Annotated in this window: 21 protein-coding genes; 16 read left to right on the plus strand and 5 right to left on the minus strand. The window is 37.0% G+C overall.

The window, feature by feature from the left end; all coding sequences use genetic code 11:
- Positions 1 to 55: 55 nt before the first annotated feature.
- A complete protein-coding gene (locus tag F8153_RS03135; protein ID WP_151864904.1) occupies positions 56 to 1,987 on the minus strand; it encodes an ABC-F family ATP-binding cassette domain-containing protein in 1,932 nt (643 codons plus the stop codon).
- 355 nt (positions 1,988 to 2,342) lie between these two features.
- On the opposite strand from F8153_RS03135, the gene F8153_RS03140 reads away from it, so the two are divergent.
- Entirely contained in the window at positions 2,343 to 2,987 is a 645-nt protein-coding gene (locus F8153_RS03140; RefSeq protein WP_151864905.1) for a redox-sensing transcriptional repressor Rex, read from the plus strand.
- Between the two features lie 28 nt (positions 2,988 to 3,015).
- Positions 3,016 to 3,456 (plus strand): MarR family winged helix-turn-helix transcriptional regulator, encoded by a 441-nt coding sequence (locus F8153_RS03145; protein WP_151864906.1) that lies wholly within the window; start codon positions 3,016 to 3,018, stop codon positions 3,454 to 3,456.
- A gap of 73 nt (positions 3,457 to 3,529) precedes the next feature.
- Here the strand turns inward: F8153_RS03145 and F8153_RS03150 are convergent, their stop codons facing one another.
- Positions 3,530 to 3,700, minus strand: coding sequence for a 4Fe-4S binding protein (locus F8153_RS03150; protein WP_151864907.1), 171 nt, complete (start codon positions 3,698 to 3,700; stop codon positions 3,530 to 3,532).
- Between the two features lie 208 nt (positions 3,701 to 3,908).
- Here F8153_RS03150 and F8153_RS03155 point away from each other — a divergent pair, with 208 nt between their 5' ends.
- Together F8153_RS03155 and F8153_RS03160 are read left to right on the plus strand one after the other, a co-directional pair.
- Positions 3,909 to 4,727 carry an Asp23/Gls24 family envelope stress response protein gene (locus tag F8153_RS03155; RefSeq protein WP_151864908.1) on the plus strand — a complete coding sequence of 273 codons (819 nt, stop codon included), beginning with the start codon at positions 3,909 to 3,911 and terminating at the stop codon, positions 4,725 to 4,727.
- A 250-nt stretch (positions 4,728 to 4,977) separates the two neighbouring features.
- The gene (locus tag F8153_RS03160; RefSeq protein ID WP_151864909.1) at positions 4,978 to 6,231 is read left to right on the plus strand and encodes a Glu/Leu/Phe/Val family dehydrogenase; all 1,254 of its coding nucleotides are present in this window, start codon (positions 4,978 to 4,980) and stop codon (positions 6,229 to 6,231) included.
- 78 nt (positions 6,232 to 6,309) lie between these two features.
- On the opposite strand, the gene F8153_RS03165 is transcribed toward F8153_RS03160, so the two are convergent.
- From F8153_RS03165 to F8153_RS03175, 3 genes are all read right to left on the minus strand, one after another.
- Positions 6,310 to 7,608: an HD-GYP domain-containing protein gene (locus F8153_RS03165; protein WP_151864910.1), complete on the minus strand. Its 1,299-nt coding sequence runs from the start codon at positions 7,606 to 7,608 to the stop codon at positions 6,310 to 6,312.
- Between the two features lie 236 nt (positions 7,609 to 7,844).
- On the minus strand, positions 7,845 to 8,477 hold the full coding sequence (locus tag F8153_RS03170) for a hypothetical protein (RefSeq protein ID WP_151864911.1): 633 nt from the start codon (positions 8,475 to 8,477) through the stop codon (positions 7,845 to 7,847).
- Between the two features lie 328 nt (positions 8,478 to 8,805).
- A complete protein-coding gene (locus F8153_RS03175; protein ID WP_151864912.1) occupies positions 8,806 to 9,339 on the minus strand; it encodes a LemA family protein in 534 nt (177 codons plus the stop codon).
- A gap of 451 nt (positions 9,340 to 9,790) precedes the next feature.
- On the opposite strand from F8153_RS03175, the gene F8153_RS03180 reads away from it, so the two are divergent.
- The 12 genes from F8153_RS03180 to F8153_RS03235 all read left to right on the plus strand — a co-directional run bounded on the left by F8153_RS03180 (position 9,791) and on the right by F8153_RS03235 (position 24,470).
- Positions 9,791 to 10,627: an FAD binding domain-containing protein gene (locus tag F8153_RS03180; RefSeq protein WP_151864913.1), complete on the plus strand. Its 837-nt coding sequence runs from the start codon at positions 9,791 to 9,793 to the stop codon at positions 10,625 to 10,627.
- 14 nt (positions 10,628 to 10,641) lie between these two features.
- The gene (locus tag F8153_RS03185; RefSeq protein ID WP_151864914.1) at positions 10,642 to 11,118 is read left to right on the plus strand and encodes a (2Fe-2S)-binding protein; all 477 of its coding nucleotides are present in this window, start codon (positions 10,642 to 10,644) and stop codon (positions 11,116 to 11,118) included.
- A gap of 13 nt (positions 11,119 to 11,131) precedes the next feature.
- On the plus strand, positions 11,132 to 13,444 hold the full coding sequence (locus tag F8153_RS03190; protein WP_151864915.1) for a xanthine dehydrogenase family protein molybdopterin-binding subunit: 2,313 nt from the start codon (positions 11,132 to 11,134) through the stop codon (positions 13,442 to 13,444).
- Positions 13,445 to 13,508: 64 nt separating this feature from the next.
- Positions 13,509 to 14,798 (plus strand): uracil-xanthine permease family protein, encoded by a 1,290-nt coding sequence (locus tag F8153_RS03195; protein WP_243136884.1) that lies wholly within the window; start codon positions 13,509 to 13,511, stop codon positions 14,796 to 14,798.
- 375 nt (positions 14,799 to 15,173) lie between these two features.
- Complete coding sequence (locus tag F8153_RS03200) at positions 15,174 to 16,853, plus strand: PucR family transcriptional regulator (RefSeq protein WP_151864916.1); 1,680 nt, start codon at positions 15,174 to 15,176, stop codon at positions 16,851 to 16,853.
- A 345-nt stretch (positions 16,854 to 17,198) separates the two neighbouring features.
- On the plus strand, positions 17,199 to 18,155 hold the full coding sequence (locus tag F8153_RS03205; protein WP_151864917.1) for a DUF2877 domain-containing protein: 957 nt from the start codon (positions 17,199 to 17,201) through the stop codon (positions 18,153 to 18,155).
- On the plus strand, positions 18,148 to 19,692 hold the full coding sequence (gene fdrA / locus F8153_RS03210; protein ID WP_151864918.1) for an acyl-CoA synthetase FdrA: 1,545 nt from the start codon (positions 18,148 to 18,150) through the stop codon (positions 19,690 to 19,692). The genes F8153_RS03205 and fdrA overlap by 8 nt, the downstream gene beginning before the upstream one ends.
- A 10-nt stretch (positions 19,693 to 19,702) precedes the next feature.
- The gene (locus F8153_RS03215) at positions 19,703 to 19,873 is read left to right on the plus strand and encodes a fdrA domain protein (RefSeq protein WP_151864919.1); all 171 of its coding nucleotides are present in this window, start codon (positions 19,703 to 19,705) and stop codon (positions 19,871 to 19,873) included.
- Between the two features lie 120 nt (positions 19,874 to 19,993).
- The gene (locus F8153_RS03220; RefSeq protein WP_151864920.1) at positions 19,994 to 21,253 is read left to right on the plus strand and encodes a YlbE family protein; all 1,260 of its coding nucleotides are present in this window, start codon (positions 19,994 to 19,996) and stop codon (positions 21,251 to 21,253) included.
- A gap of 272 nt (positions 21,254 to 21,525) precedes the next feature.
- The gene (locus F8153_RS03225) at positions 21,526 to 22,317 is read left to right on the plus strand and encodes a cyclase family protein (RefSeq protein ID WP_151864921.1); all 792 of its coding nucleotides are present in this window, start codon (positions 21,526 to 21,528) and stop codon (positions 22,315 to 22,317) included.
- 60 nt (positions 22,318 to 22,377) lie between these two features.
- Positions 22,378 to 23,268 carry a carbon-nitrogen hydrolase family protein gene (locus F8153_RS03230; protein WP_151864922.1) on the plus strand — a complete coding sequence of 297 codons (891 nt, stop codon included), beginning with the start codon at positions 22,378 to 22,380 and terminating at the stop codon, positions 23,266 to 23,268.
- A 14-nt stretch (positions 23,269 to 23,282) separates the two neighbouring features.
- Positions 23,283 to 24,470, plus strand: coding sequence for a CaiB/BaiF CoA transferase family protein (locus F8153_RS03235; protein WP_151864923.1), 1,188 nt, complete (start codon positions 23,283 to 23,285; stop codon positions 24,468 to 24,470).
- The last annotated feature ends 20 nt before the right edge of the window (positions 24,471 to 24,490 follow it).

Below are 24,490 nucleotides of genomic sequence, written 5' to 3' on the forward strand. Positions count from 1 at the left end.
ATCATCAATAAATGTAGAAAAATGTAAAAAAGAGCTTCAATTTAGAAGCTCTAGACTATTGAATTTCAGATAATAAAGTTATCGAAGCCTCCCATTGAAGGTATAGCTCCTCCAATTCTTTTTTTGTTGCCATGGTCTTAAACTGTATTTCTTTACTCTTTTCTGGGTTAGAGTAGACTTCTTCCTGACACATTAATTCTTCAAGGTCTAACAGCTCACCTTCCAGGCGCTGAATCTCATCCTCTAGCCTTTTGCAATTTCTTTTTTCCTCTTTAATGCGATTTTTATCCTCTCGCTCTTTTCGCTTTTCCTCTTTAATTTGGGTTTTGGTTTTTTCTTCTTTAACTTCAGTATTGTCTAATTCTTTCTTTTCTTTTTTCTTGAAGATATAGTAATCATAGTTCCCTAAGAAGATCGCTGTCCCCTCAGAAGATAACTCAATAACTTTGTTGGATACACGATTAAGAAAATAACGATCATGAGAAATAGCCAAAATGGTTCCTTCATAATCTAATAGAGCTTCTTCTAAAACCTCTTTAGATTGAATATCTAAGTGATTGGTTGGCTCGTCCAGTAATAAAAAGTTGGTATCAGAAAGAATAAGCTTTAACAAGGATATCCTTGCCTCTTCCCCACCGCTTAAGCTAGAAATACTTTTATAGATATCATCTCCATGAAACAAAAATCTTCCCAGCAGACCACGAATTTCTCCCTCAGTTCTTAAGGGATGATCCTGCCAAATCTCTTCTAGCACGTTATTTAGAGGGTTTAAGTTCCCTTGATCCTGATGATAATATCCAATTTTTACATGATGCCCAAGTTGAAAGTTTCCATCAGTTGCTTCAAGCTCATTAGTCAGTATCTTAAAGATTGTAGACTTGCCAATACCGTTTGGTCCGATGAGGGCAACCTTTTCTTCTCGATAAATACGAAAGCTTACATTCTTAAATATTGGAGTATTGTCGAAGCTCTTTTGGAGGTTATCAACAAACAAGACATTGTCACCACTTTTGGTTTTGACCTCAAATTTAATCCTAGCTCTTTTATTAAATTCTAACGGCCCTTCTATTTCCTCTACTTTAGCCAGTTGCTTCTCCCTGCTTTTAGCCCTATTCATTAATTTTTCAGTACCATGCTGTCTTAATCTTCTTATGATGTCCTTTTGTTTTTCAATCTCTTTTTGCTGGTTTTCGTAGGCTTTAGTTTGCTGTTCCCTAATAACTCTTTTCTTTTCTACAAAGGTAGTATAGTTGCCGTTATAGCTGGTAATACAGTGATTCTCTATTTCTAAAACCCTCATAACCAATTGGTCTAAAAAGAAACGGTCGTGGGAGATCATGAATACAGTACCATTATAATCCTTTATAAAACCCTCTAACCATTCAACAGCCTGAATATCTAAGTGATTGGTGGGCTCGTCCAATAGCAATATATCTGGCTTGGATAGAAGGAGCTTAGCAAGGGATAATCGAGTCTTTTCTCCACCGCTTAACTGTATTACAGGCTGCTGAAATTCTTCTTCAGAGAAGCCTAAACCCTTTAAGATACCTTTGGCCTCACTTTTAAAGCCATAGCCATTATTCTGTTCAAAGCTATGGGTTAGTTGAGAATATTCCTCCATAACCTCGTCCAGATTAGAATCATGATTATTGGCCATAACAGCAATTTCCTTCTCTAACCTTCTTAAGTTTTCTTCCATATCTATTAGGTGCTGAAAAATGGATAATGCCTCATTATAAACTGTAGAATCTACAGCAAAAACTTCACTTTGTTGCAGAAAACCAATTCTAGTAGACTTAGCTATATACAAATCTCCGGTATCATAGGACAGCTCTCCAGTTAAAATTCTAAAAAGAGTGGATTTACCCGCACCGTTTAGCCCTACTAAGCCAACCTTCTCCCCTTTTTGAAGGTTGAAGCTAATATCTTTTAATATGATATCTATTCCAAAGGCTTTTGATATATTATTACATGAAAGTATAATCATCCTAACTCCTCCCAAAGTCCTCATATAATAAACATTTTATCAAAAATCATTGGCCGATAAAAGGGGACATATTTCCACATTACCTAAAGAAGTATAAGAACGCTAATCAAGGCAATAAATATTATATATGTAGCATAAGAAAGATTTGTACTAACTCCACCGTTACTTTCCTCAAGGTAAATTGACTTTTCCCTAAGAGATTGTTATAATTATTCTTATTATCGAATATTTTTAGATGAAATTTTCTTTGACTGGCATTGTTATCTATTAAATAACTATCCAATAATTAATTTACCTACAAAAAATTTTAATTAAAATAAACAGAATTTTTAAACTATTACTGGGGGGAGATATAATGAATAGAGATTTTACTGATGTTTCAATGGCTGTTATTAGGAGACTACCAAAATATCATAGGTATTTGAAGGATCTGCTAGACAAAGAGGTGTATAGAATATCTTCTAGAGAGTTAAGTAGATTAATTGGCTTTACAGCATCTCAAATTCGACAGGATTTAAATTGCTTTGGAGGCTTTGGACAGCAGGGATATGGATATAATGTAGAAGAACTATATAAAGAAATTGGAAATATCTTAGGCCTAAACAGAGTATATTCTACTGTAATTGTAGGTGCTGGAAACCTAGGACAGGCGATAGCCAATTACCCAAGCTTTGTTAAGTATGGATTTGAGCTACACGGGCTTTTTGACGTAAATCCTAAGTTGGTGGGAATGAAAATTCGAGATATAAATATTTATGATGTTGATGAATTGGGAACCTTCGTTAAAGAAAATGATATTGAAATCGGAATTATATGCTCTCCCAAAGAGGTAGCACAAGACATTACTGATACATTGTGCAAAGCCAATATTAAAGGAATATGGAATTTTGCCCCAATAGACTTAAAGGTTCCAAAGGATATAATAGTTGAAAATGTCCACGTAAGTGAAAGTTTATTTATCCTCTCATTCCTGTTAAATGAAAAAAGTAAGAGGGATTAACAAGAAAAGTAACTATTTAGGTGATTAAATGAGGAATTATTATATACAAATCCATGATTATCTTGAAAAACTCGTATATAGCATTATGGAAATCGATAGAAAAGGTATTAGTTTTCATGGAGAGAATTTATCCATTAATGATATCTATATTTTAAAAACACTAGGTAATTGTCAAGAAAAGAGGCTTTACGAAATTATACAGGAACTAAAAATTAATAGGAATATCTTAGATCCCTTAGTGAAAAGATTATATACTTCCCATTATATCGTTAAGAAGAGGGACCCTCAGGATAAGCGTGTGCAGATTCTTAGTCTAACAGATAAAGGATTAGATGCTCTTAAAGAGATTACTGAAAAGGAGAAGACAACTCTTTATAACTTATTGAATGATTTTACCTTTAACGAAGAAAAAGCAATATTAAAGTTTCTTGTTAAGTTAGATATGTTATATAAAAAGTCTGATTCATAATAAACCTTTTTAATAAAATTAAGGGGCTGTCTCTAAAGGTTTAAAATCCTTTAAAGCAGCCCCTTGATTTTTTTTATTCTGGAATTGGAGCATCTACAGGACATACATTGGCACATGCGCCACAATCAATACATCCATCTGCATCAATAACATAAATGCTGTCACCAGCTGAAATAACACTTACAGGACACTCAGGTTCGCAAGCTCCACAGTTAATACATGCATCAGTAATTTTGTAAGCCATCTCATCTTCCTCCTTAATTGTGTTTTTATGTACAAATGTATTATACCAATATATATTAAAAGAAAACAAAAAATTTGATAAATTTTTGATTAAAAAGATAGAAATATAATGATAATCATTTTAAATAAGAATGAAGGCTAAATAAATAGCTTAATATTCTAAGAACATGATATAATAATCATTAGAAGGTTCCATTGGAGGTGTAGAAATGCAGGTTACAGTTTTAGTTGGAGGTAGTGGTACTGGAAAAAGTTATCATGCAATGACCCTTGCAAAGGATAGGGGAATTGAATATATCATAGATGATGGTTTATTAATAAAGGGAAATAAGGTTCTTGGGGGAAGCTCAGCCAAAAGAGAAAAATCTAAAATGGCTGCTGTAAAGAGGGCTTTATTTATTAATGATCCCCATAGGAATGAGATTATTAAGGTTATTGAAAGGGAAAAGCCTAAGTCCATCCTAATTTTAGGAACATCAGATAAGATGGTGGATATAATCGTTAAAACCCTTAGTTTAGGAGCCATAAATGAACGTGTTTACATCGAGAATCTGGTATCTAGTGAAGATATAAAGACTGCTAGAAGGTATCGAACAAGGGAAGGAAAACACGTTATTCCTGTACCTACCTTCGAAATTAAAAGGGATTTCTCGGGATATTTTCTAAATCCCCTTAAGGTCTTTAGACATTTTGGGTTAGGTGATTCTAATGAATTTCATGAAAAGTCAGTTGTTCGACCTACCTTTAGCTATAAGGGTAGATATACCATTTCCGATAGGGTAATAAGAGAATTGATTTTTTATGCATCTAATAAGGCCATAGGTATAAAAAAAATTACGGATATTGATATAAAATCAGATGCAACAGGTATTATTATTGATATTGAACTTATCGCGGTATATGGCAACCCTATAATGGGAATCCTAAGGGAGGTTCAAAAACAAGTTAAGTACGAGGTGGAGGAGATGACTTCATTGAATATTCATGCAGTAAATGTTTACGTGAAAAATTTATTTATACATGAGTAAGTTGTTTACAAGCAAATTTTTAAATGATATAATGCTAGTGTGAGGATAAGGAGGGCTTAATAGCCCTGCCTTTCGTGCTTTCTAGAGCTTTTTTTAAAAATTTTCTGACAAAAGAGTTACATAGGTTTTAAAATTTTATATTCTGTTAAAAAAATAACAATGATAACGTTTTTAAGTAGGCCTTGCCTCTTAAAATAAGTGTACTATGAGTACGTTTTATTTTCCAAAATTTACTTAGGAGGGTATAAAAATGTCTGAAAAAACACTGAATCCTTTTGAAATTGCCCAGCAACAGGTTAAAACAGCTTGTGACAAACTAGGTACAGACCCAGCGGTGTATGAGATTCTAAAAAATCCAAAGAGAGTTCTTGAAGTTTCCATTCCTGTAAAAATGGATGATGGAAGCACAAAATCCTTCATTGGTTACAGATCTCAGCACAATGATGCAGTAGGTCCCTTCAAGGGCGGTATTAGATTCCACCATGATGTAACAAGGGATGAAGTTAAGGCTTTATCAACTTGGATGACTTTTAAATGTGGAGTTGTAGGAATTCCATATGGCGGCGGTAAGGGTGGAATCACTGTAGATCCTTCAGAGCTATCTAAGGGAGAACTTGAGAGATTATCACGGGGCTTTGCCAGAGCAATTGCTCCAATCATTGGTGAGAGAATCGATATTCCTGCACCAGACGTAAATACAAATGGACAAATTATGGCATGGTTTGTGGATGAATACGAAAAAACAACAGGTAGATTCGAGCCAGGTGTATTCACTGGTAAGCCTGTAAACTTCTATGGTTCTTTAGGAAGAACTGAAGCCACCGGATATGGTGTTGCCATAATGGCTAGAGATGCTGCTAAGAGAATAGGTCTTCCATTAGAAGGCGCTACAGTAGCAATCCAAGGTTTTGGTAACGTTGGAAGCTATGCTGCTAAGTATATGGTAGAAATGGGATCAAAGATTACTGCAGTATCTGACTCTTCAGCTTGTATCATAAACGAAGCTGGATTAGATGTAGCTGCATTAGTTGAATATGTTAATAAGAACAAGAAAGTAAAGGGCTTCCCAGGAGCAGCTAAAGAAGTTGATAGAAACGAAGTATTAACAATGGATGTTGATATTCTTATGCCATGTGCATTAGAAAACCAAATTACATCTAAGAATGTTAATGATATCAAAGCTAAAATTGTAAGTGAAGGTGCTAATGGACCTACAACTCCAGAAGCCGATAAGGTATTATTCTCTAAGGGAATCATCGTTATTCCTGATATCCTTGCTAATGCAGGTGGAGTAACAGTTTCATACTTCGAGTGGGTACAAAACCTAATGAGATATACTTGGAGCTTTGATGAAGTTCAAGAAAAACAAGAAAAGTTAATGGTTAAAGCCTTTGATGATATTTGGGCATTAAAGGAAGAGCATAGTGTAGATATGAGAACGGCAGCCTACATGATGTCAATCAAGAGAATTGCTGATGCAATGAAGCTTAGAGGCTGGTACTAAAATATAAAATATCAATGATAAAAGACAAACCGAAGAGAATTGGTTTGTCTTTTGCTTTATGTTTTTATATATTTTTTATTAAACAGGTGAGTCACTAAAATTTAAAGTAAGCTCATCAATTCCTTGGGTTTGTACCATATTATAAAAGCTTTCAGCTGCTAAAGGATGGAATTGCTGGCAGGCTTCTTCCTTGATAATAGTAAGGGCTTGTTGTATAGTCATACCCTTTCGGTAGGAACGATCGCTGGTCATTGCATCGAAGGCATCTGCTACTGACAATATTGCAGCCTCAATGATGATTTTATCACCGACAACCCCATCGGGATAACCCTTTCCATCATATCTTTCGTGGTGACTGTATATGATTTCCCTCTCATTCTTTAAGAAATCAACATCATTTAATATATTTGATCCTATCACTGGGTGACAGCGTATTTTACTCATTTCTAATTCTGTAAGTCTACCAGGTTTGTTTAATATTGAATCTTCTATACCAATCTTTCCGATATCATGTAATAGTGCTGCTGTTTTTAAGGTTTCAATTCGATGTTGAGGTAAACCCATAAAGGTGGCAAGCTTTACCGATACATCTGCAACCCTTCTAGAATGACCATTGGTGTAGGGGTCCTTTGCCTCCATTGCCTTTGTTAGGGCGTATACCGTTTCCATATATAATGTTTTGGTATCGATATACATTTTAAAGGAGTATCTGGCAAGTAATAATGGACCAAAGAATAATAGCATTATTATAGTGCCGTAATTAAGATATAGAAGGCTTATAAAGATACCTAAACTAGAAATAACAAATGAATTGGGTAAAGTCCATTTAAAATTGTTGACAAACATCTTAAAGAAGGACTGTTCCTGCAAAAGTGAAAAAAGTTGTGTAACAATGTATGTATTAACTAATATATATGTCAGCATTGCAATAAATAATGGCAATATATTTGTATAAAATAGTGGATCTGAACTTTTAGTGTCAAAGTTATAATAAACAAAAGAAGCAATGCCAATGGATAAGAGACTCTGAGCACCATTGAAAAGCGTTATATAAATGGGAGTATTAGCAATATGATGAACTTCTTTGTTTGAAACCTTTAAATATTTAAGTGTTATTCCGAAGAAAGAACATATCGCTGCTCCTAAGGGCCCTAAAATAATCATCACAGTTATATCTACTGCTGAACCTACTGATACACTACCGCCATTAGGAAGAAGAACAGCTAGTGACTCCACAAGAATGGCTAAAATAATAAACATAAAAAAAGTATCTATGGAAGGAAGGTCATAGAAATATGCAAGTGATATTAATAGCACCACAGCTAATGTTATGATGAATAATACGTAGTACCTAGCCTTTTTTGGCAGCTGATTCATAGCTTTATTCCTCCATTTAAAATCAAGCAATTTAGATCGACAGATAAGTTTCTATTTCACCCAAGCAAGTTTGCCAGATGCGCTTAGTAAAACCTTTAAAATAGCTGTAAAAACTGTCATTTTTTAGCCCCCTAATGATAATCTCCACTACGACGCTAGGGCAGTAGGCGATTTACGCTTCGCTAGGTAAGGCATTATGGTTTGTTTTTATAGAGTCGATCTAAATTACCCAAAAATTACATTATTAACTTTAATAGCTTTCGGTTAACAGCATCTAAGGTAGCTTTGACGATTGCTGCCTTCAATTCACCCCTTACAATTGCTGTTCCTATCAGCATTTCTTCGCTGTAGCCATTAATAGCACTCACAGCGGCCACCACCACTTCTTTTTTTCCAATAGTAATGATTTCAACATCCTCTGGAGTAAAGACGCATGCATCACCAATTAATTGATGAATGGCCTTTAAGGTAGCGCTTGCTAAAACCCGGTGGGCATTATTGGTGGTGTTAAAGGCTTCATCAGTACCAGATACCATAATATCATTTTTCTTTAAGGCTACATTTACCTTAATTAGATTGCCATTGATGGTATGGCTAATCTCTTCTATTTGGATACGTCTTTCAGCCATTAGCTTGTCCATGTCATCAATTTGTGCAATGCTGATTTTTTTATGGTCAAAATCCATGTCGAATTTAGCAGACATTATGGATTGTATGTCTCGAGAAATTTGCTTAGCATTTCTGCTGGTTGTTGCCATCACATGAAGCTCTTCGATGGCATCTCCACTTATGATTACCTTAGTTGACAATACTCCAGGTATACTGTTCAAAATATTTTCTACTTCCCTAGGTAAATTAACATTCTCCATTTCCATTCCCCTAACTATTAAATATAGAATCCACTTACTCTATTCTACAATTAACTTAAATTTCCTGCTAACCTGGACAAAGAATTCTCTTGATATATAGAAAATATGTAAATTTATAACACCCACCTTGATCCTTCTATTATATTTTTAGATGTTAAATAGGTGGAAGTGTAGTTATTTACGTTGTTGAGCCTTAGTATATTGTGCCTATTTCTTAATCTTTACGAGGCCGCAAGAAGAAGTAGGACTTTAGACTCATTATTTGTGCCTCAAGATATTATAGGAGAATTATATCAATAATGTGGTATTAAAAAGCTTTAAAAGTCTACTACTTTTGCTGCTGAGGAGTTAACTCAAATAGTGGCATTTTTTTAAGACTAAAGACCCTTGCCATCATGTTGGATTTTTCAACTTCATTATTATATCTAGTAGTGGAGTCGTAGTAGTGCTGTTTTAAGGGTGCAATCTTACTTTCCATTTGAGTAAACTCTTCTTGAAGCTGTAGGAAGCTTTTATTAGTCTTTAAATTAGGGTAAATTTCCTTTAGAGCAAAGAGGAATTTTAAAGTTGCTTGTAGTTGATTTTCAGCTATGGCGATTTCTGAAATATCTCCTTGACCTTGTGCAGTTATCAATGAGTTTCTTGCAGAAATAACCTTCTCTAAGGTCTCTGATTCGCGCTTAGCATAGCCCTTAACGACATTAAGAAGATTGGGAATCAAGTCATTTCTTTCCTGTAATCTACCATCAAGCTGATGCCAAGCACTTTCAGCAGAATCTCGTAAGATTATCAACTTATTGTACTTTCCAATAACTAAAATCAGAACTACTGCTATTATTCCAACGGTTATTAAATAAGGCATAAGTACTTCCTCCTCCTGTTATATTTTTTTATAACATATTCGTATGAAAATTACAAATGAAATTTGCTCTTAATCTTAAATTTTCAAAATCTATACCCTACGATATTTTATTTATTATGAGAAGGGTAATTTTGTTTCTGTTGAAGAAATTATATGATAAAATTAATGTAAGAAACTTCTATATATTATCAAAATTCTAAAAATTATGATTAGTAAGATTTATAAAAAAATAATCGTTTTTTTAGTGAGTTGTTACAAAAGATTAAAAGAAACTTTGACGAAATATTATGGATATAAAATAATAAGCAAAATCTTACAATATGAACAAAAGCATTTTTGTGGGTTAATTCTCTATGGTTAAAATGCTTTTGTTTTCCAGAGAACCCATGTGTTCTCTAGGACACTCCGAAAAGCATTTGGACGTATAAATATAATATGGAGGTGTATATTCATGAAAGACTTTTTGTATTATAAGCCAAAAACCATAGAAGAAGCATGCGAAATTCTGACGAGGTACAATGGGGAAGCTTCTATATTAAATGGTGGTACTGATGTAATTGTTAGAATTCACGATGGATTAAATCATCCCAAGGCCCTTGTTGATATAAAGGGAATATCGGGGTTGAAAACAATAAGTTTTAGTAAGGAGGATGGATTGGTTTTAGGTGCCTGCGCCAATATGAATGCGGTTATAAATCATAAAGACATTTTAGAGAACTATCAAATTATTGCAGAGGCCGCCCATACCGTTGGCTCCTGTCAAGTAAGAAATAGAGCAACCATTATCGGGAATATTACCAATGCCTCTCCACTAGCTGATACAGCTACGCCCCTTTTGGCCCTTGATGCGGTGGTTGAGGTTTTTGGAGTAGAGGGACCTAGAGAGATTTCTATCAACGACTTTTTTGTTTTTGTAAGAAGAACTTCGCTAAAGGTTGGGGATGTTGTAACGGCTGTTAAGGTTCCATATTATAAGGAATTAAAGGGATCCTATCAAAAGCATTCAAGAAGGGATGCTGTTGATCTAGCCACTGTTTGTGCATCAGTTTTAATGGTTGATGGTGAAATAAAAATTGCTTTAGGGTCAGTGGCGCCAACTCCCATAAGATGTAGAAAAGCAGAAGATTTCCTAAGGGGCAAAAAACTCACGGAAGAATTAATTAAAGAAGCTACCCATAGGGCCCTTGAGGAAGTGTCACCAATAAGTGATGTAAGAGCTACTAAGGAATATAGAGAAGAAATTGCTAGGGTTCTTGTAAGCAGGGGTTTACGAGATCTAATGGGGTAAAGGAGGATATCATCATGAAGCATAAAATTAACTTTATACTAAATAATGAAGAAATAACCCACGAGGTTGCTGCAAATAGGACCCTCTTGGATGTGATAAGGGAGGACTTCGACTTAACGGGGGCTAAGGAAGGCTGTGGTGCAGGAGAATGTGGTGCTTGTACGATACTGGTTGATAGAAAACCAATAAACGCCTGTCTTATGTTAGCTGTGGAGGCTGATGGTAAGGAAATACTGACAATAGAAGGTCTTTCCGTTAACAATAAGTTGGATCAGATACAGCAGGCATTTATCGATCATGCTGCCCTACAATGTGGTTATTGTACGCCAGGGATGATTATGTCAGGAAAGGCACTGTTGATGGATAACCCTAGCCCTACTGAAGAAGAGGTTAAAGAGGCAATTAGTGGAAATCTATGTAGGTGCACTGGTTATAAGAAGATTGTTGAGGCAATCATGGAGGTTGCCGATAAGACAAACTCGGCTCGATAGGAGGGTGATATTAATGAAATTTGTAGGAGAAAGTGTAAATCGAGTTGATGGAATTAAGAAGGTTACAGGTTCATTAAAATATGTTGATGATTTGAAGATGTCCAGAATGCTTTATGCTGCTGTGAAAAGGAGTGAGTATCCCCATGCAAAGCTCTTAAAGGTTGATATAACCAAAGCTGAGAAGCTACCGGGGGTTAAAGCTGTAATAACTGGTAAGGATGTTCCGAATAGAGTAGGTTTGTATCTTGAGGATAAAACCTTCTTAGCAAATGATAAGGTTCGGTATAGGGGAGAGGCTATCGCAGCGGTAGCAGCTGAAACCCATGAGATTGCCCAAGAGGCCATTAAACTAATAGAGGTGGAGTATGAGGAACTACCGGCTGTTACCAATGCTCTTGAGGGTATAAAATCAGATGCTCCTCTTGTTCATCCAGATCTAGGGGATTATAAATGGGGGCCCATATTTTTTCCAGAGCCAGGTACCAATATCAGTAATCTTTATAAAATACGTAAAGGTGATATCGATAAAGGTTTCGCTGAAGCAGAGCATGTGGTGGAAAATCAGTTTTTTGTGCCCCATATCCAGCATAGTCCCATAGAAAACCATAGTGTAATTGCCCAGATGGACCCTGAAGAAGCTCTAACCATATGGTCCAGCTGTCAGTCGCCCTTTGCTGTTCAAAAGGCCCTTTCTGTTGCCTTTGGATTACCCCAAAACAAAATTAGGGTTATATCTCCCGCTGTTGGGGGAGGATTCGGTGGAAAGGCGGGCACAACTCTAGAGGGAATTGTGATTCCTTTGGCTATGAGGGTTAAGGGAAGGCCTGTGAAGCTGACCTATGGTAGAGAAGATGAATTTATAAACAGTTTCGTTAGACAAGGGATGCATGCAACGATCAAAACAGGTATAAATAGTGATGGGAAAATTGTTGCTGTAAAGAATACATTTGTGTGGGATGGGGGAGCCTATACAGAGTATGGTGTAAATATTGTAAGGGCAGGAGGGTATTCATCGACGGGCCCTTATGATATACCCAACGTTTGGACTGATTCTGTATGTGTTTACACCAACCATCCAGTAGGAGGGCCTTATCGGGGCTTTGGAATGTCAGAAATTCATTTTGCTATAGAGCAGAACATGGATATTTTAGCAGAGATGTTAGGAATCACCCCTATTGAGGTAAGACGGATAAATGGGTTAAGACCAGGAGGAAGTAACGCCACTGGTCAAATAGTAGAAGTCTGCGGTTTGCAAGATTGTTTAGAAGATGTAGTGGATAAGTTGGGTTGGGAAAGGGAAGAAAAGAAACCTTCTTCTAAGCCTAATATATATATAGGTAGAGGGATATCCTGTGGATTTAAAGCGCCATCTATGCCAAATAATGTTGCATCCTCTGCCATTATTAGAATCAATGAAGATGGAACATGCCAACTATTGGTAAGTGCCCAAGATATTGGTCAGGGTTCAGATACCACCTTAACACAAATTGCGTCTGAGGTCTTGACGATACCTCCTGATAAAATTACCATTAAGACTGGAGATACAGATTATACACCTTATGAATGGCAAACAGTGGCCAGTCGTATTACCTACTGTGCAGGTAATGCGGTGGTAAAGGCTTGCCAAGATGCCAAGGACCAACTCTTTGAATTAGCCCAAATAAAGTTAGGTGTTCCGAAGGAAAAACTTATCCTAGCTGATGAATATATTGTTGCTAAGGGAAATGAAAACAAGAAAGTTCCCATTAAGGAATTGGCCCTTGGGTTATCTATGGAGGATGGCTCTGGTATCCACGGACCGATTATCGGTAGGGGTTCCTTCATACCTCCTGATGTGAAAAATACAGATAAAACCACTGGTCAAGGGGAAAAACCAACGGCCTTCTGGACCTATGGTTGTCAAGGGGCTGAAATTGAGGTTGATATTGAAACTGGAAAAATAAAGGTTAAAAAGGTTGCATCTAGCTTTGATGTAGGAAAAATCATCAATCCCAAGCTTATTGAGGGTCAAGTTGAGGGAGGAATCCTTCAGGGTCTAGGTTCTGCTATATTAGAGGAGTTAATCTTAGAAAATGGCATTGTAAAAAACCCTAATTTTGTTGATTACAAGATTCCTACAGCCGATGATATGCCAGAAATGATTATCAGCTTTGTTGAAAATCCAGAGGAAACAGGACCCTTTGGAGCTAGGGGAGTGGCGGAGCCCTGTATGGTTCCTACTGCGCCAGCAATTGCCAATGCCCTATATGATGCCCTGGGAATTAGGGTAAATAGCCTGCCAATAACAGCTGAAAAAGTTTTAAAGGCTATAAAGGAAAAACAGTAATTGGCCTAGGCTAATGTTGAAAGACATTAGCCTGGCTCACAATATAAAAAGGAGTGGGGTCAAAATGAAAAAAGAAAGGGGCGACTATATGAGTAAAGAAAAGGCAGTTGAGAAGAATCAAATGTTGGATGTAATTCGAGAAGAGGATGTTTTACCCTTAAGTAAAACCATCATTCTAGGAATTCAGCACACCTTTACGATGTTCGGTGCAACGGTTTTAGTTCCGATCATAACCGGCTTAGATATTTCAGTGGCTTTGTTTATGGCAGGTATTGGAACCCTAATATTCCACCTAATTACAAAGGGAAGGGTACCAGCTTTCTTAGGATCTTCCTTTGCTTTTATTGCACCAATCGCAGCAGTTGCTGGTGCTGCAGGTACAGATACTTTTAAGCCAGAGATGCTGCCCTATGCACAGGGAGGTATAGTAGTTGCAGGTCTTATTTATTTATTAGTTGCAGGTCTGGTTTCAGTATTTGGATATGAGAAGGTAGTGAGGTTTTTCCCACCAATTGTAACGGGTCCTATCATTATGGTAATAGGCTTAAAGCTAGCACCGACTGCAATAGGAATGGCCTCGGGTAATTGGATGCTGGCGATAGTTGCCTTTGTAATAGTTGCCTTTGTTAGTATATTTACGAAGGGCTTCATCAAGCTTCTACCAGTTATTTGTGGTTTGATAGGTGGTTACATCGTTGCAATTATTACAGGTAATGTTGATTTTGCCCCCATTGGAGATGCTGCTATCCTTGGAATTCCAAAGTTTACAATGGCTAAGTTTGATTTTTCTGCTATTATGATGATTGCTCCTGTTGCTATTGCTACAATGGTAGAACATATTGGTGATGTATTGGCCATTGGTGAAACAGTAGAGAAGGATTTTATGAAGGAGCCTGGTCTTCATAGAACATTGATTGGAGACGGTATAGCAACTTCAATTTCTGCTATGTTTGGTGGCCCAGCAAATACAACCTATTCAGAAAATACAGGGGTTCTTGCTTTAACAAGAGTACATAAGCCTCTAATTATGAGGGTTGCAGCTGGCTTTGCTATTTTAGTTGGTATTATACCAAAATTAGGTGCATTAATCTCTTCTATACCAGTTCCAGTAGTTGGAGGTATTTCAATTATTCTATTTGGTATGATTGCAGCTATTGGGGGAAGAACCCTAGTTGAAAATAAGGTTGATTTTACCCAATCAAGAAATCTAATAATTGCAGCTGTTATTCTAGTCCTTGGTCTTGGCGGGGCTTCGTTACCTGTAAATATTGGAGATGTTAATTTTGCAGTAGAAGGAATGGCACTGGCTGCGATAGTTGGTATCATCTTAAATAAGGTATTGCCAGAAAAATAATTATCTAAAATAACATATAACCCCAACTCCTAGGCCCTTATCTTAAGATAAGGGTCTTTACCTTTCCTTGACAAAAAAACATCCATATTGTGGGATAAAGGGATTTATATCAGTCTAACTATGTCCTCGGCATGGCCCCTTATCATAATGATAGGGGGTTTTGTTAACATATCACAAATTATTATTGGTATGTTTATAGAATATTTTGATTTATCCCTTAATAATTAATTGTATAATAGTATATATAAACAATTAATAATTACTAAATGCAGAAGTTTATATAAAAACCATAGTAATATATCACAAAATAAAAAAAGACAGGGTATCTAATGGGTTGGTATACTTTAACAAGTAATATTGAGGGGGAAGGGAAATATGTATAGGGCATTTGGCATTACCGTTGATGAAATGCTTTCAATGGAAATTATGAAGGATGCAAAACTTCTGGCCGGTGGATCTGGATCCAAGAAAAGGGTTACCAAGATCAATGTTATGGAAGTCCCGGATATTATAAATTGGGTAGATGCAGGGGAATTCCTTCTAACAACGGCCTATTCCATTAAAGATAAACCCCAGGTTTTATTGGAATTACTCCCGGAGATGGAAAAGAAGGGTTTGGCAGGCATTGGGATAAAAACCAAGAGATATATAGATGAGTTGCCTAGTTCCATCATAGAGCTGGCTAATGAATTGGCCTTTCCCATTATCGAAATTCCCTTTGATGTATCCTATACGGATATCATGATGCCAGTGTTAACAGAAATTATTGGGAATCAATCAAATATTTTGATAAAGGTTCATGAGATCCATAACAAGCTAGTTGACGTAATGATAAAGGGTGGAAGTCTTGAAAAAATTGCTGAAGGGATTGCAAACACCATTGGGAATACTGTAGCAATTAAAGAGAATATATTCGACAACATCGTGATAGCCTCCCCTAATGGTAGGAGTGAAGACTATATTGGATTAGTTGGGGCAGATTATAATAAAAATAAAACCATAGCTACCCTTGAGACTAGAAATTACAAAGTCAGTAAGGATATAGTAAATGATAAAGAAGTAAACAGGATTCACTACAATATACTTGGTGAAAACAGAAATTATGGTTATTTATTTGTATGGGAGGATAACAAAAAATTGAGCCCCATAGAGTTGACAGCTATTGAGTCCTCTATATCTATCATTTTATTAGACTTAATTAAGAAGATTTCAATTTTTGAGATTGAAAGTCGTCATAAAATCGAATTTTTAGATGATTTGCTCTCTAAGGATGAAAAAAGGCATAAAAGGGCTCTGGATAGGGGGCCATTATTCGATTTTGACAGTAACTTTGCGTATGCTGTTATGATTATAAAGGTCATCAATATAAGGGATTTGGTGAAGGAAACCTTTAATAACTCCACCTTCTTATACGATATAAATAGTAAAATACTGCAAATAGTTGAACGACTCTCCAGAAACCAAGGAATCAAAACCCTCTTTGGCAACAAAACCGATGAAATAATTATCTTGTTTGGTACGGATCATGAAAAAAAATGGATGGTTTCAAAAAATGAGTTGATGCATTTTTCCCAAGATATTTTAAAGCAGGTTGCCTTCCAACTGAAGAATACAAGGATAGCCATTGGCTTAGGTAGATTTTATCAAACACCTGCAAAGCTCTGGCGTAGCCATCAAGAAGCAATAAAGGCAGTTAGCAAATCAATTGTAGAAAATAACAGTAATATACAACATTATGACGATCTTGGGGTTTATCGTGTGATGGGATTCGATGAGTTGGAGGATGAAATGCAACGATTCTACAAAGAAATTCTTCTGCCCTTAGTTGAGTATGATGAAGATAAAGATTCGGAGTTGGTTAAGACGTTAAATATGTACTTTAAATTTGGAGGCAATTTAAAACGTATATCTAAAGAAATGTATACCCATTACAATACTATTATTTATAGAGTGCAAAGAATAAAAGAAATAACGGGTATGGACCTAGATGATGCTGATGACAAGCTGAGCTTACAAATGGCTTTGAAAATTTATGATGTTCTCAAAAAAACATAGTAAAAGAATACAAAAATCAGTACCTATATTTAGAATAACTGTATAAAGGTTTGATCTATCAATAGAAGAAATATATCAATGGATGAGGTTGTTAAAAAACCCCTATATTTTAAAACAGAGAAATTGGTTCTCGGACAAAAGGCAGGATGAACTCAAAGATGTCAGGTATTTTCAAAACTCACCTTCGGCTCAAACATTGAAAATACTGATCTCCCATCTTATCGTTCTTTTATTATTAACTCCACATATTTCTCTTTATTTAAAAACATAGTGGTTTCAGATTTGAATTATTACTTTTTCAACAGTCTGAAATATATTTCCAATAGACAGAAAAGAAGGGTTGCTATGAAGCCACTGATGATTTGCCACAATACGAAGAAAATCCTCAATAGCAAGAGGGTAATAAGGGGTAGAATACATTCGGTATTTAAGCGGGTTTGTAACATAATTACACCCGAAGGGATATTGATACCCCTGATATCTCACCAATTATCCATAAGTCCAGGGGGAATCCTAGTGGAGCTCCTCCAAAATCAAGAATTTTCATCCATGGGATTTAAAAGGAACCTAGAGGTAGAAGTTTTGGATATGATATTAAGGATTGAAGGAATGGTTGAATTGGACTTAACCCATGCAAGTCAATGGGATGGCAAACCTCCAGCCTTTGAAGGGGTAGGTAGGAAAGACCTTAAAAAAAATGTAGAGGTTTTAAGGCATATAGTCTTAAATGCTGCATCCTACGAAGGGGTTGCATCAATTTTTCCTGAGGTTGAAGGTTCTATTTTAGGAAGAGTTTTTAAGGAGAAATTACCAATAAATCATTATAGTAGCTACATATTGCCTAGAATGCTCAAACTTATAAATGCCATAAAAGATGGTAAAGAAAAAGAAATCATTCATACTTCTAAAGAGATTATTGGCTTTGGACCAGGCCTTACCCCCTCAGCAGATGATTTTGTTGCTGGCTTGATGATCTCCATGATCTATAGTGCTATTTATAGTAATGTGGATATAAAACCTTTAGTTAGTAATTTTGCTAGGATGGTAGAGGAATGGAAGCTAAGGACCACAATCGTTAGTTCCGAAATGCTTCGACATGCTGCAAAGGGTGAAGGGTCGGAAGATGTTAAGGTTCTGATGATGGGAATGTTTTCTCTAGGTGCTACTGAAGATTTTGAAAAAGCTATTTTGAGAGTTATAAATCATGGCAGCACCTCTGGATCAGATATGGCTTCAGGTCTATATGTTGGATGTGTTCTGTTTTTTAATATACACAACGAGAGGGTGAATTTATTTGAATAAAAGCGTTAGGATTCAAAAAAACAAATACTATGATTCAGTAACCCTGATGCTGGTTAGTAAAGAGCTGAAGAAGCTTGATGGTGTTAACGAGGTTTTGGTTGGTATGGCAACTGATCTTAATAAGGAGCTAGTTGGGAATTTAGGCCTTTCCAATAACGAAATAGAGGAGTTAAATGCCAATGATTTTTTCATCACTGTAGAATGGGAAAGGGAGGAGAATCTAGAGGAGTTACTTCTTAAGGTAGAAGAGCTATTGAACAAAAAAGATGAAGCTTCAGATGATTATTCCCCTGCAACTTTAAGTTCAGCATTAAAGTATATGGATGATGCCAATTTGGTTATTATATCTGTTCCGGGGAAATATGCTTATCAAGAAGCTAAAAAGGCATTAAATAAGAATCTGCATGTTATGCTTTTTAGTGACAATGTAAAGGTTGAAGAGGAAAAGGAGCTAAAGGAAATAGCTAGAGACAAAGGCTTATTAATGATGGGGCCGGATTGTGGAACCGCAATAATCAATCAAGTTCCTTTGGCCTTTGGGAATGTGGTAAATAAGGGACATATCGGTATAGTTGCAGCATCAGGAACTGGAGCACAGGAGGTTAGTGTAATCATAGATAAGCTGGGTGGAGGGATTTCCCAAGCTATAGGCACCGGGGGAAGAGACTTAAGTAAAGAAATCGGAGGAATCATGATGCTTCAAGGCATTAAGGCCTTAACAGAAGATGAAGAAACCAAGGTGCTATTGTTGGTTTCGAAGCCGCCATCACCTGAGATTGCTGAAAAGGTCCTACAAGCTGCCAAGGATGGAGGAAAGCCCTTTGTTGTGAGTTTTATTGGCGGTAGCCCTGAGGTGGTTGAAAAATATGGAGGGGTGTATGGAGCCAGTTTAGAGGATGCAGCTATAAAGGCAGTTGAGCTGACGGGTTTAAAGGCAAAATCCATGGACTCTAATATGAACCTGGAGGAATTATTGAAGGATCAATTAAAGCTTCTAAAACCAGAACAAAAATATCTTCGGGGACTTTATACCGGTGGAACCCTATGTGACGAGGCTATGAAGTTATTATCGAAGGACATTGGTGGTATATACTCTAATATACCTCTAAAGCCTCAACTAAAGCTAGAAAACTTAAATATCAGTAAGGAGCATACCTGCATTGATTTAGGGGATGATGATTTTACTGTAGGGCGACCTCATCCAATGATTGATCCATCCACTCGGCAGGAAAGATTACTTAAAGAAGCTGAGGATCCTGAGGTTGCAGTTTTTCTAATGGATTTTGTGCTGGGATATGGTTCGAATCCAGATCCTGCTGGAGAAATGGTCCCCTTCATAAAAAGAAGTAAAGAAGTTATGATGGAGAAGGGTGTTGAAGCCCTTTATATTGCCTCTGTTTGCGGAACTGAAAAGGACCCCCAGAATTTAAGGGAGCAGGAGGCTAAGCTTAAGGAGGCTGGTGTTATTATATTACCCTCCAATGCTAAGGCTGTGGCCTTCTCGGCAGAAATATTAAAATACCAAGCAAAGAGGTAGGTGTGAAGCAATGAATAAAATCAATCCGTTATTTAAAAAGGAACTCAAGGTTGTAAATGTAGGTCTTAAATCCTTTGCAACAGATTTGAAACAACAAGATATTCAGGTGATTCACGTAGATTGGAGACCTCCAGCCGGTGGGAATGAAAGGATGGCAAAGTTGTTAAATAAGCTAAAGTAGAAAAATACAATTGTGAAAAGTGAAAAATGAAAAGTGAAAAATGATAAATTTGGTGTAAATTAAGTTAAATTTTAACTTTTAATTTTAAATTTTTCATTAAAAAGGGAGTTGGTAAACTTGATGCATTTAGTAGAAAAGGCTAATAAAGAAGCCATAGAAAGAATTTTAAATGCACAGCCTACATTAATAGGAATTGGAATCGCTATTGAAGAAATACCTGGGATGGATATAAAAACCATTCTCCATGCAGGCCCTCCTATAACCTGGGACAAAATGAGTGGACCCCTTAGAGGAGCTATAATTGGTGGTTTGATATATGAAGGCTTAGCAAAAACAGAGGCAGAGGCAATAGCCCTTGCTGAATCTGGAGAAATAAAGTTTGATCCCTGTCATCATCACAATGCTGTAGGTCCAATGGCTGGGGTAGTAACAGCTTCTATGCCTGTTTGGATTGTTGAGAATAGAGGCTATGGAAACAAAGCCTACTGTACCCTTAATGAAGGATTAGGGAAAGTTCTAAGATATGGAGCCTATAGTGAAGATGTAATAGAGAGGCTTAAATGGATCGAAAAAACCCTGGCACCAGTTCTTAAGGAGGCCTTAACCTTAGCTGGCCCAATAGATTTAAAATCCATGATCGCTCAAGTAGTTATGATGGGGGATGAAGCTCATAATAGAAACAAGGCGGGCACATCTTTGTTCATTAGAGAATTGGCTCCTCATATCATACTAACTTCCTTTGCCAATGATGAGAAGGCGGCTGTGCTAAGGTTTATTCATAGTAATGATCATTTTTTCTTAAATCTCTCGATGCCTGCCTGTAAGGCCACCCTTGATCCTGCAGGTGAAGTGAAATATAGTACCCTTGTCTATGCCATGGCTAGAAATGGAACTGAGTTTGGCATCAGGGTTGCTGGACTAGGGGATAGGTGGTTTACAGCTCCGGCAGAGATTATTGATGGCTTGTTTTTTCCAGGATTTACGGCAGAAGATGCAAATCCAGATATAGGAGATAGTGTTATAACTGAAACAACAGGAATTGGTGGCTTCGCAATGGCAGCAGCCCCTGCTATCGTTCAATTTGTAGGGGGAACCCCTCAGGATGCTATGAACTTTTCAAAAACCATGTATGAAATAACAGAGGCTGAAAATAATGCCTATAAGATTCCTGTTTTGAATTTTAGAGGAACTGCAACGGGAATCAATCTTTTAAAGGTTGTGGAAACTGGGATATTACCAATTATTAATACCGGAATCGCCCATAAAGATCCTGGTGTAGGTCAAGTTGGAGCAGGTTTGGTTAGGCCACCGATGAAATGCTTTGAAGATGCCCTTGAGGCCTTTGTTGCATTGATGGAGGAGGAAGGGATAATCGATTAAAGCTAAGTAATAAGTAATAGGTAATAGGTGATAAGGAATAGGTAATAAGGAATAAGGAATAGAGGTAGAAAATTAAAAACTAGAAATCACAGTTGTTAAAACATATTTTTATTGAGAATAAATGTGGAATCAAAGATTTTGAAAATTTATTACGAAATTTCCATAGAAATTTCTTCAATAATTCAACATTCAACATTCAACATTCGACATTTAACATTTAACCTGCATCATTAGCTATTCATTTAAATCAAATTATAAGGGAGGAATTTATAATGAATTTCTGGAACAATGTAAAAATGTATGATTTAACACAAAACATCAGTCACTTAACACCCCCATGGCCCACCTATGAGCCTCTACAAATTAAGTTCTTCAAAAGATTATCGCCTAATGGAGCCAATGGTCAGCTGATTACAACCTCCAATCATGTGGGTACCCACCTGGATGGTCCATTGCATTTTGATACAGCTGGTAGAGATATAGCTTCATTAGAACTTGATAAGCTTGTTGGTCCTGGTGTTGTGGTAGACCTTTCTGATATGGCAGAAGACTATGGAATTTATACACCCAAGGATATAACTGATAGGGTTGAAGTTAAAAAGGGCGATATATTAATTATTAATACAGGCTATCATAAGTATGGTTGGGATCAACCAAAGGCAGACGAAAGAAGGTATATGTTAAGACATCCTGGCCCATCAATGGACTTTGTAGATTGGGTTAAGGAGATGGAAATCAAGTGGATAGGCGTTGATTGTGGTTCTGCAGATCACCCTATGAATACTAAAATTAGAGATTGGGAACCATTAGAGGCTAAGAGGGCCGATGAATATATGAAGCAGAAATATGGTAAGTCTTTAGATGAAATGTATTCCTGGCCAGATACCTACCAAGCAATGCATATTAAGGTATTCCCTAAGCCTCATGAAATCATCCATGCAGAAAATCTTGGGGGAGAAATCGATAAGGTATTAAATAGAAGACTGATCATTGGATGCTTCCCATGGAAATTTGTTGGTGGAGAATCCAGTATTTGTAGAATCGTAGCCTTTGATGAAAAATAATCTTTTACCCGTCCCAATGGGGCGGGTAAATTTTAATATGAAGGTAGGAGGGATATATATATGAAGGAGCATATCGCAGCATGTGTACAAATAGCTGTTGAGCCCAATGATATTAATTATAACATTGATAAATGCTGCCATTGGTTAGAAAGGGCCGTAAAGGATTATGAAGCTGAATTGGTGGTGTTTCCAGAATCCATCACTACGGGCTTTAGCCCCGCTATGCCCTCTGAAGAGTTTTATGAGCTCCTTAAGCCCGTGCCGGGAGATCATACGGTAAGAATTCAAAAGCTAGCAGCAGAGTTAGGAGTCCATGTGATTTTCCCGCTATACGAGAGGGGTAAAGAAAAGGGGGTTATCTATAATAGCTCCATTTTAATAGATGATGATGGAGAAATATTGGGGAATTATCATAAGACTCACCCCTTCCCCACCGAAAGAATTGAGGGCGGTGGGTGGACAACTCCAGGAAACCATACAGTAGTTGTGGAAACTAAGCTTGGTAAAATTGGGATGATTATATGCTATGATGGAGACTTTCCAGAACTGGTAAGGGTACTGGCCCTAAAGGGAGCTGAAATTGTAACGAGACCCTCTGCCCTTTTAAGAAGCTTTGAAATCTGGGAATTTGTAAATAAGGCTAGAGCCTATGATAATCATGTTTATATGCTGGCAGCCAATTCAATAGGGCCTGATGCAGGTAAGAATTATTATTTTGGTCATAGTATGATTATAAGTCCCATAGGACAGACCCTTGCATTGGCCAGAGGTACAGAGGAAATTATTGCTGCCAAGCTAGATCCTAATCCTATAAGATACATCAGCTATGGAACAAAGTCCCCAATGATCTTTGATCACCTTGAAGATCGTAATGTAAAGGTATATGGTGAGATTTTAACAGAAGGAAAAAGTGGATTTGAGCCATCTAAAAGAATACCCTATAAAAAATAATGGGAGGTAATTCTGTGAAGCAAGCTTTAGAAGGAATAAAGGTTCTGGATTTAACAAGAGTATTAGCAGGGCCCTATGCAACCATGATTATGGCTGATATGGGTGCTGAGGTAATTAAGGTTGAAATGCCCGGGGTAGGGGACGATTCAAGGCAGTTCGGACCCTATGTTAATGGAGAAAGCGCCTATTTTATGAGTATTAATAGAAACAAAAGGAGCATGACCTTAAATCTGAAAAAGGAAAAGGCTCAGAGACTCTTTATGGATATGATGAAAAAGTGTGATGTAATTGTTGAAAACTTTAGACCCGGAACTATGGAAAAGCTTGGTCTAGGTTATGATAAGCTAAAGGAAGTAAACCCAGCAATCATCTATGCCGCTTGCTCTGGTTTCGGCCATTCTGGTCCCTACAGCCAAAGGGCCGCCTATGATGCTGTAGTACAAGCCATGGGGGGGATCATGAGTATTACTGGCGAAAAGGATGGTAAGTTTACGAGGGTTGGACCATCCATCGGAGATATTACGGCGGGATTATTCAGTGCTATTGGCATTCTTGCAGCTATAAATTATAGAAACCAAACGGGGCAAGGTCAAAAGGTAGATGTCGCAATGTTGGATTGCCAGCTGGCAATTTTGGAAAATGCCATTGCTCGATACGTAGTAACGGGAGAGATTCCTAAACCAGCAGGTAATCGACACTCCTCAATTGTACCCTTTGAGCCCTTTGAAACGGCAGATGGAGAAATTATGATTGCAGCTGGAAATGATGTCCTTTGGGCAAAATTCTGTGAGGCTATTCATTGTCAAGATCTTATAGAGGATGAAAAATATAAAACCAACCCCCTTAGAAATCAAAATTACCCCTTACTAAGACCTATCATTGCTGATAAAATTAAAGAGAAGACCACTGAGGACTGGCTAAAAATCCTTGATGCAGCTGGAGTTCCCAATGGACCAATTAATACCATAGATAAGGTACTAGAAAATCCTCAACTATTGGCTAGGGAAATGGTAGTGGAGGTTCAACACCCAACTGCAGGTAACTTTAAGATGCCAGGAGTTCCAATAAAAATGAGCGAAACTCAAGGGGAGATTACTAGACCAGCTCCGATTCTTGGAGAGCATACTCATGAAATCTTAAAGGAACTATTGGATTTGAGTGATGAAGAAATTAGTGAGTTGCAGGTGGAGGGTATTTTTTAAATAGAATTGAGGGTTATTGT

Source organism: Alkaliphilus serpentinus (genome assembly GCF_009017255.1).
Taxonomy (GTDB): Bacteria; Bacillota; Clostridia; order Peptostreptococcales; family Natronincolaceae; genus Alkaliphilus_D; species Alkaliphilus_D serpentinus.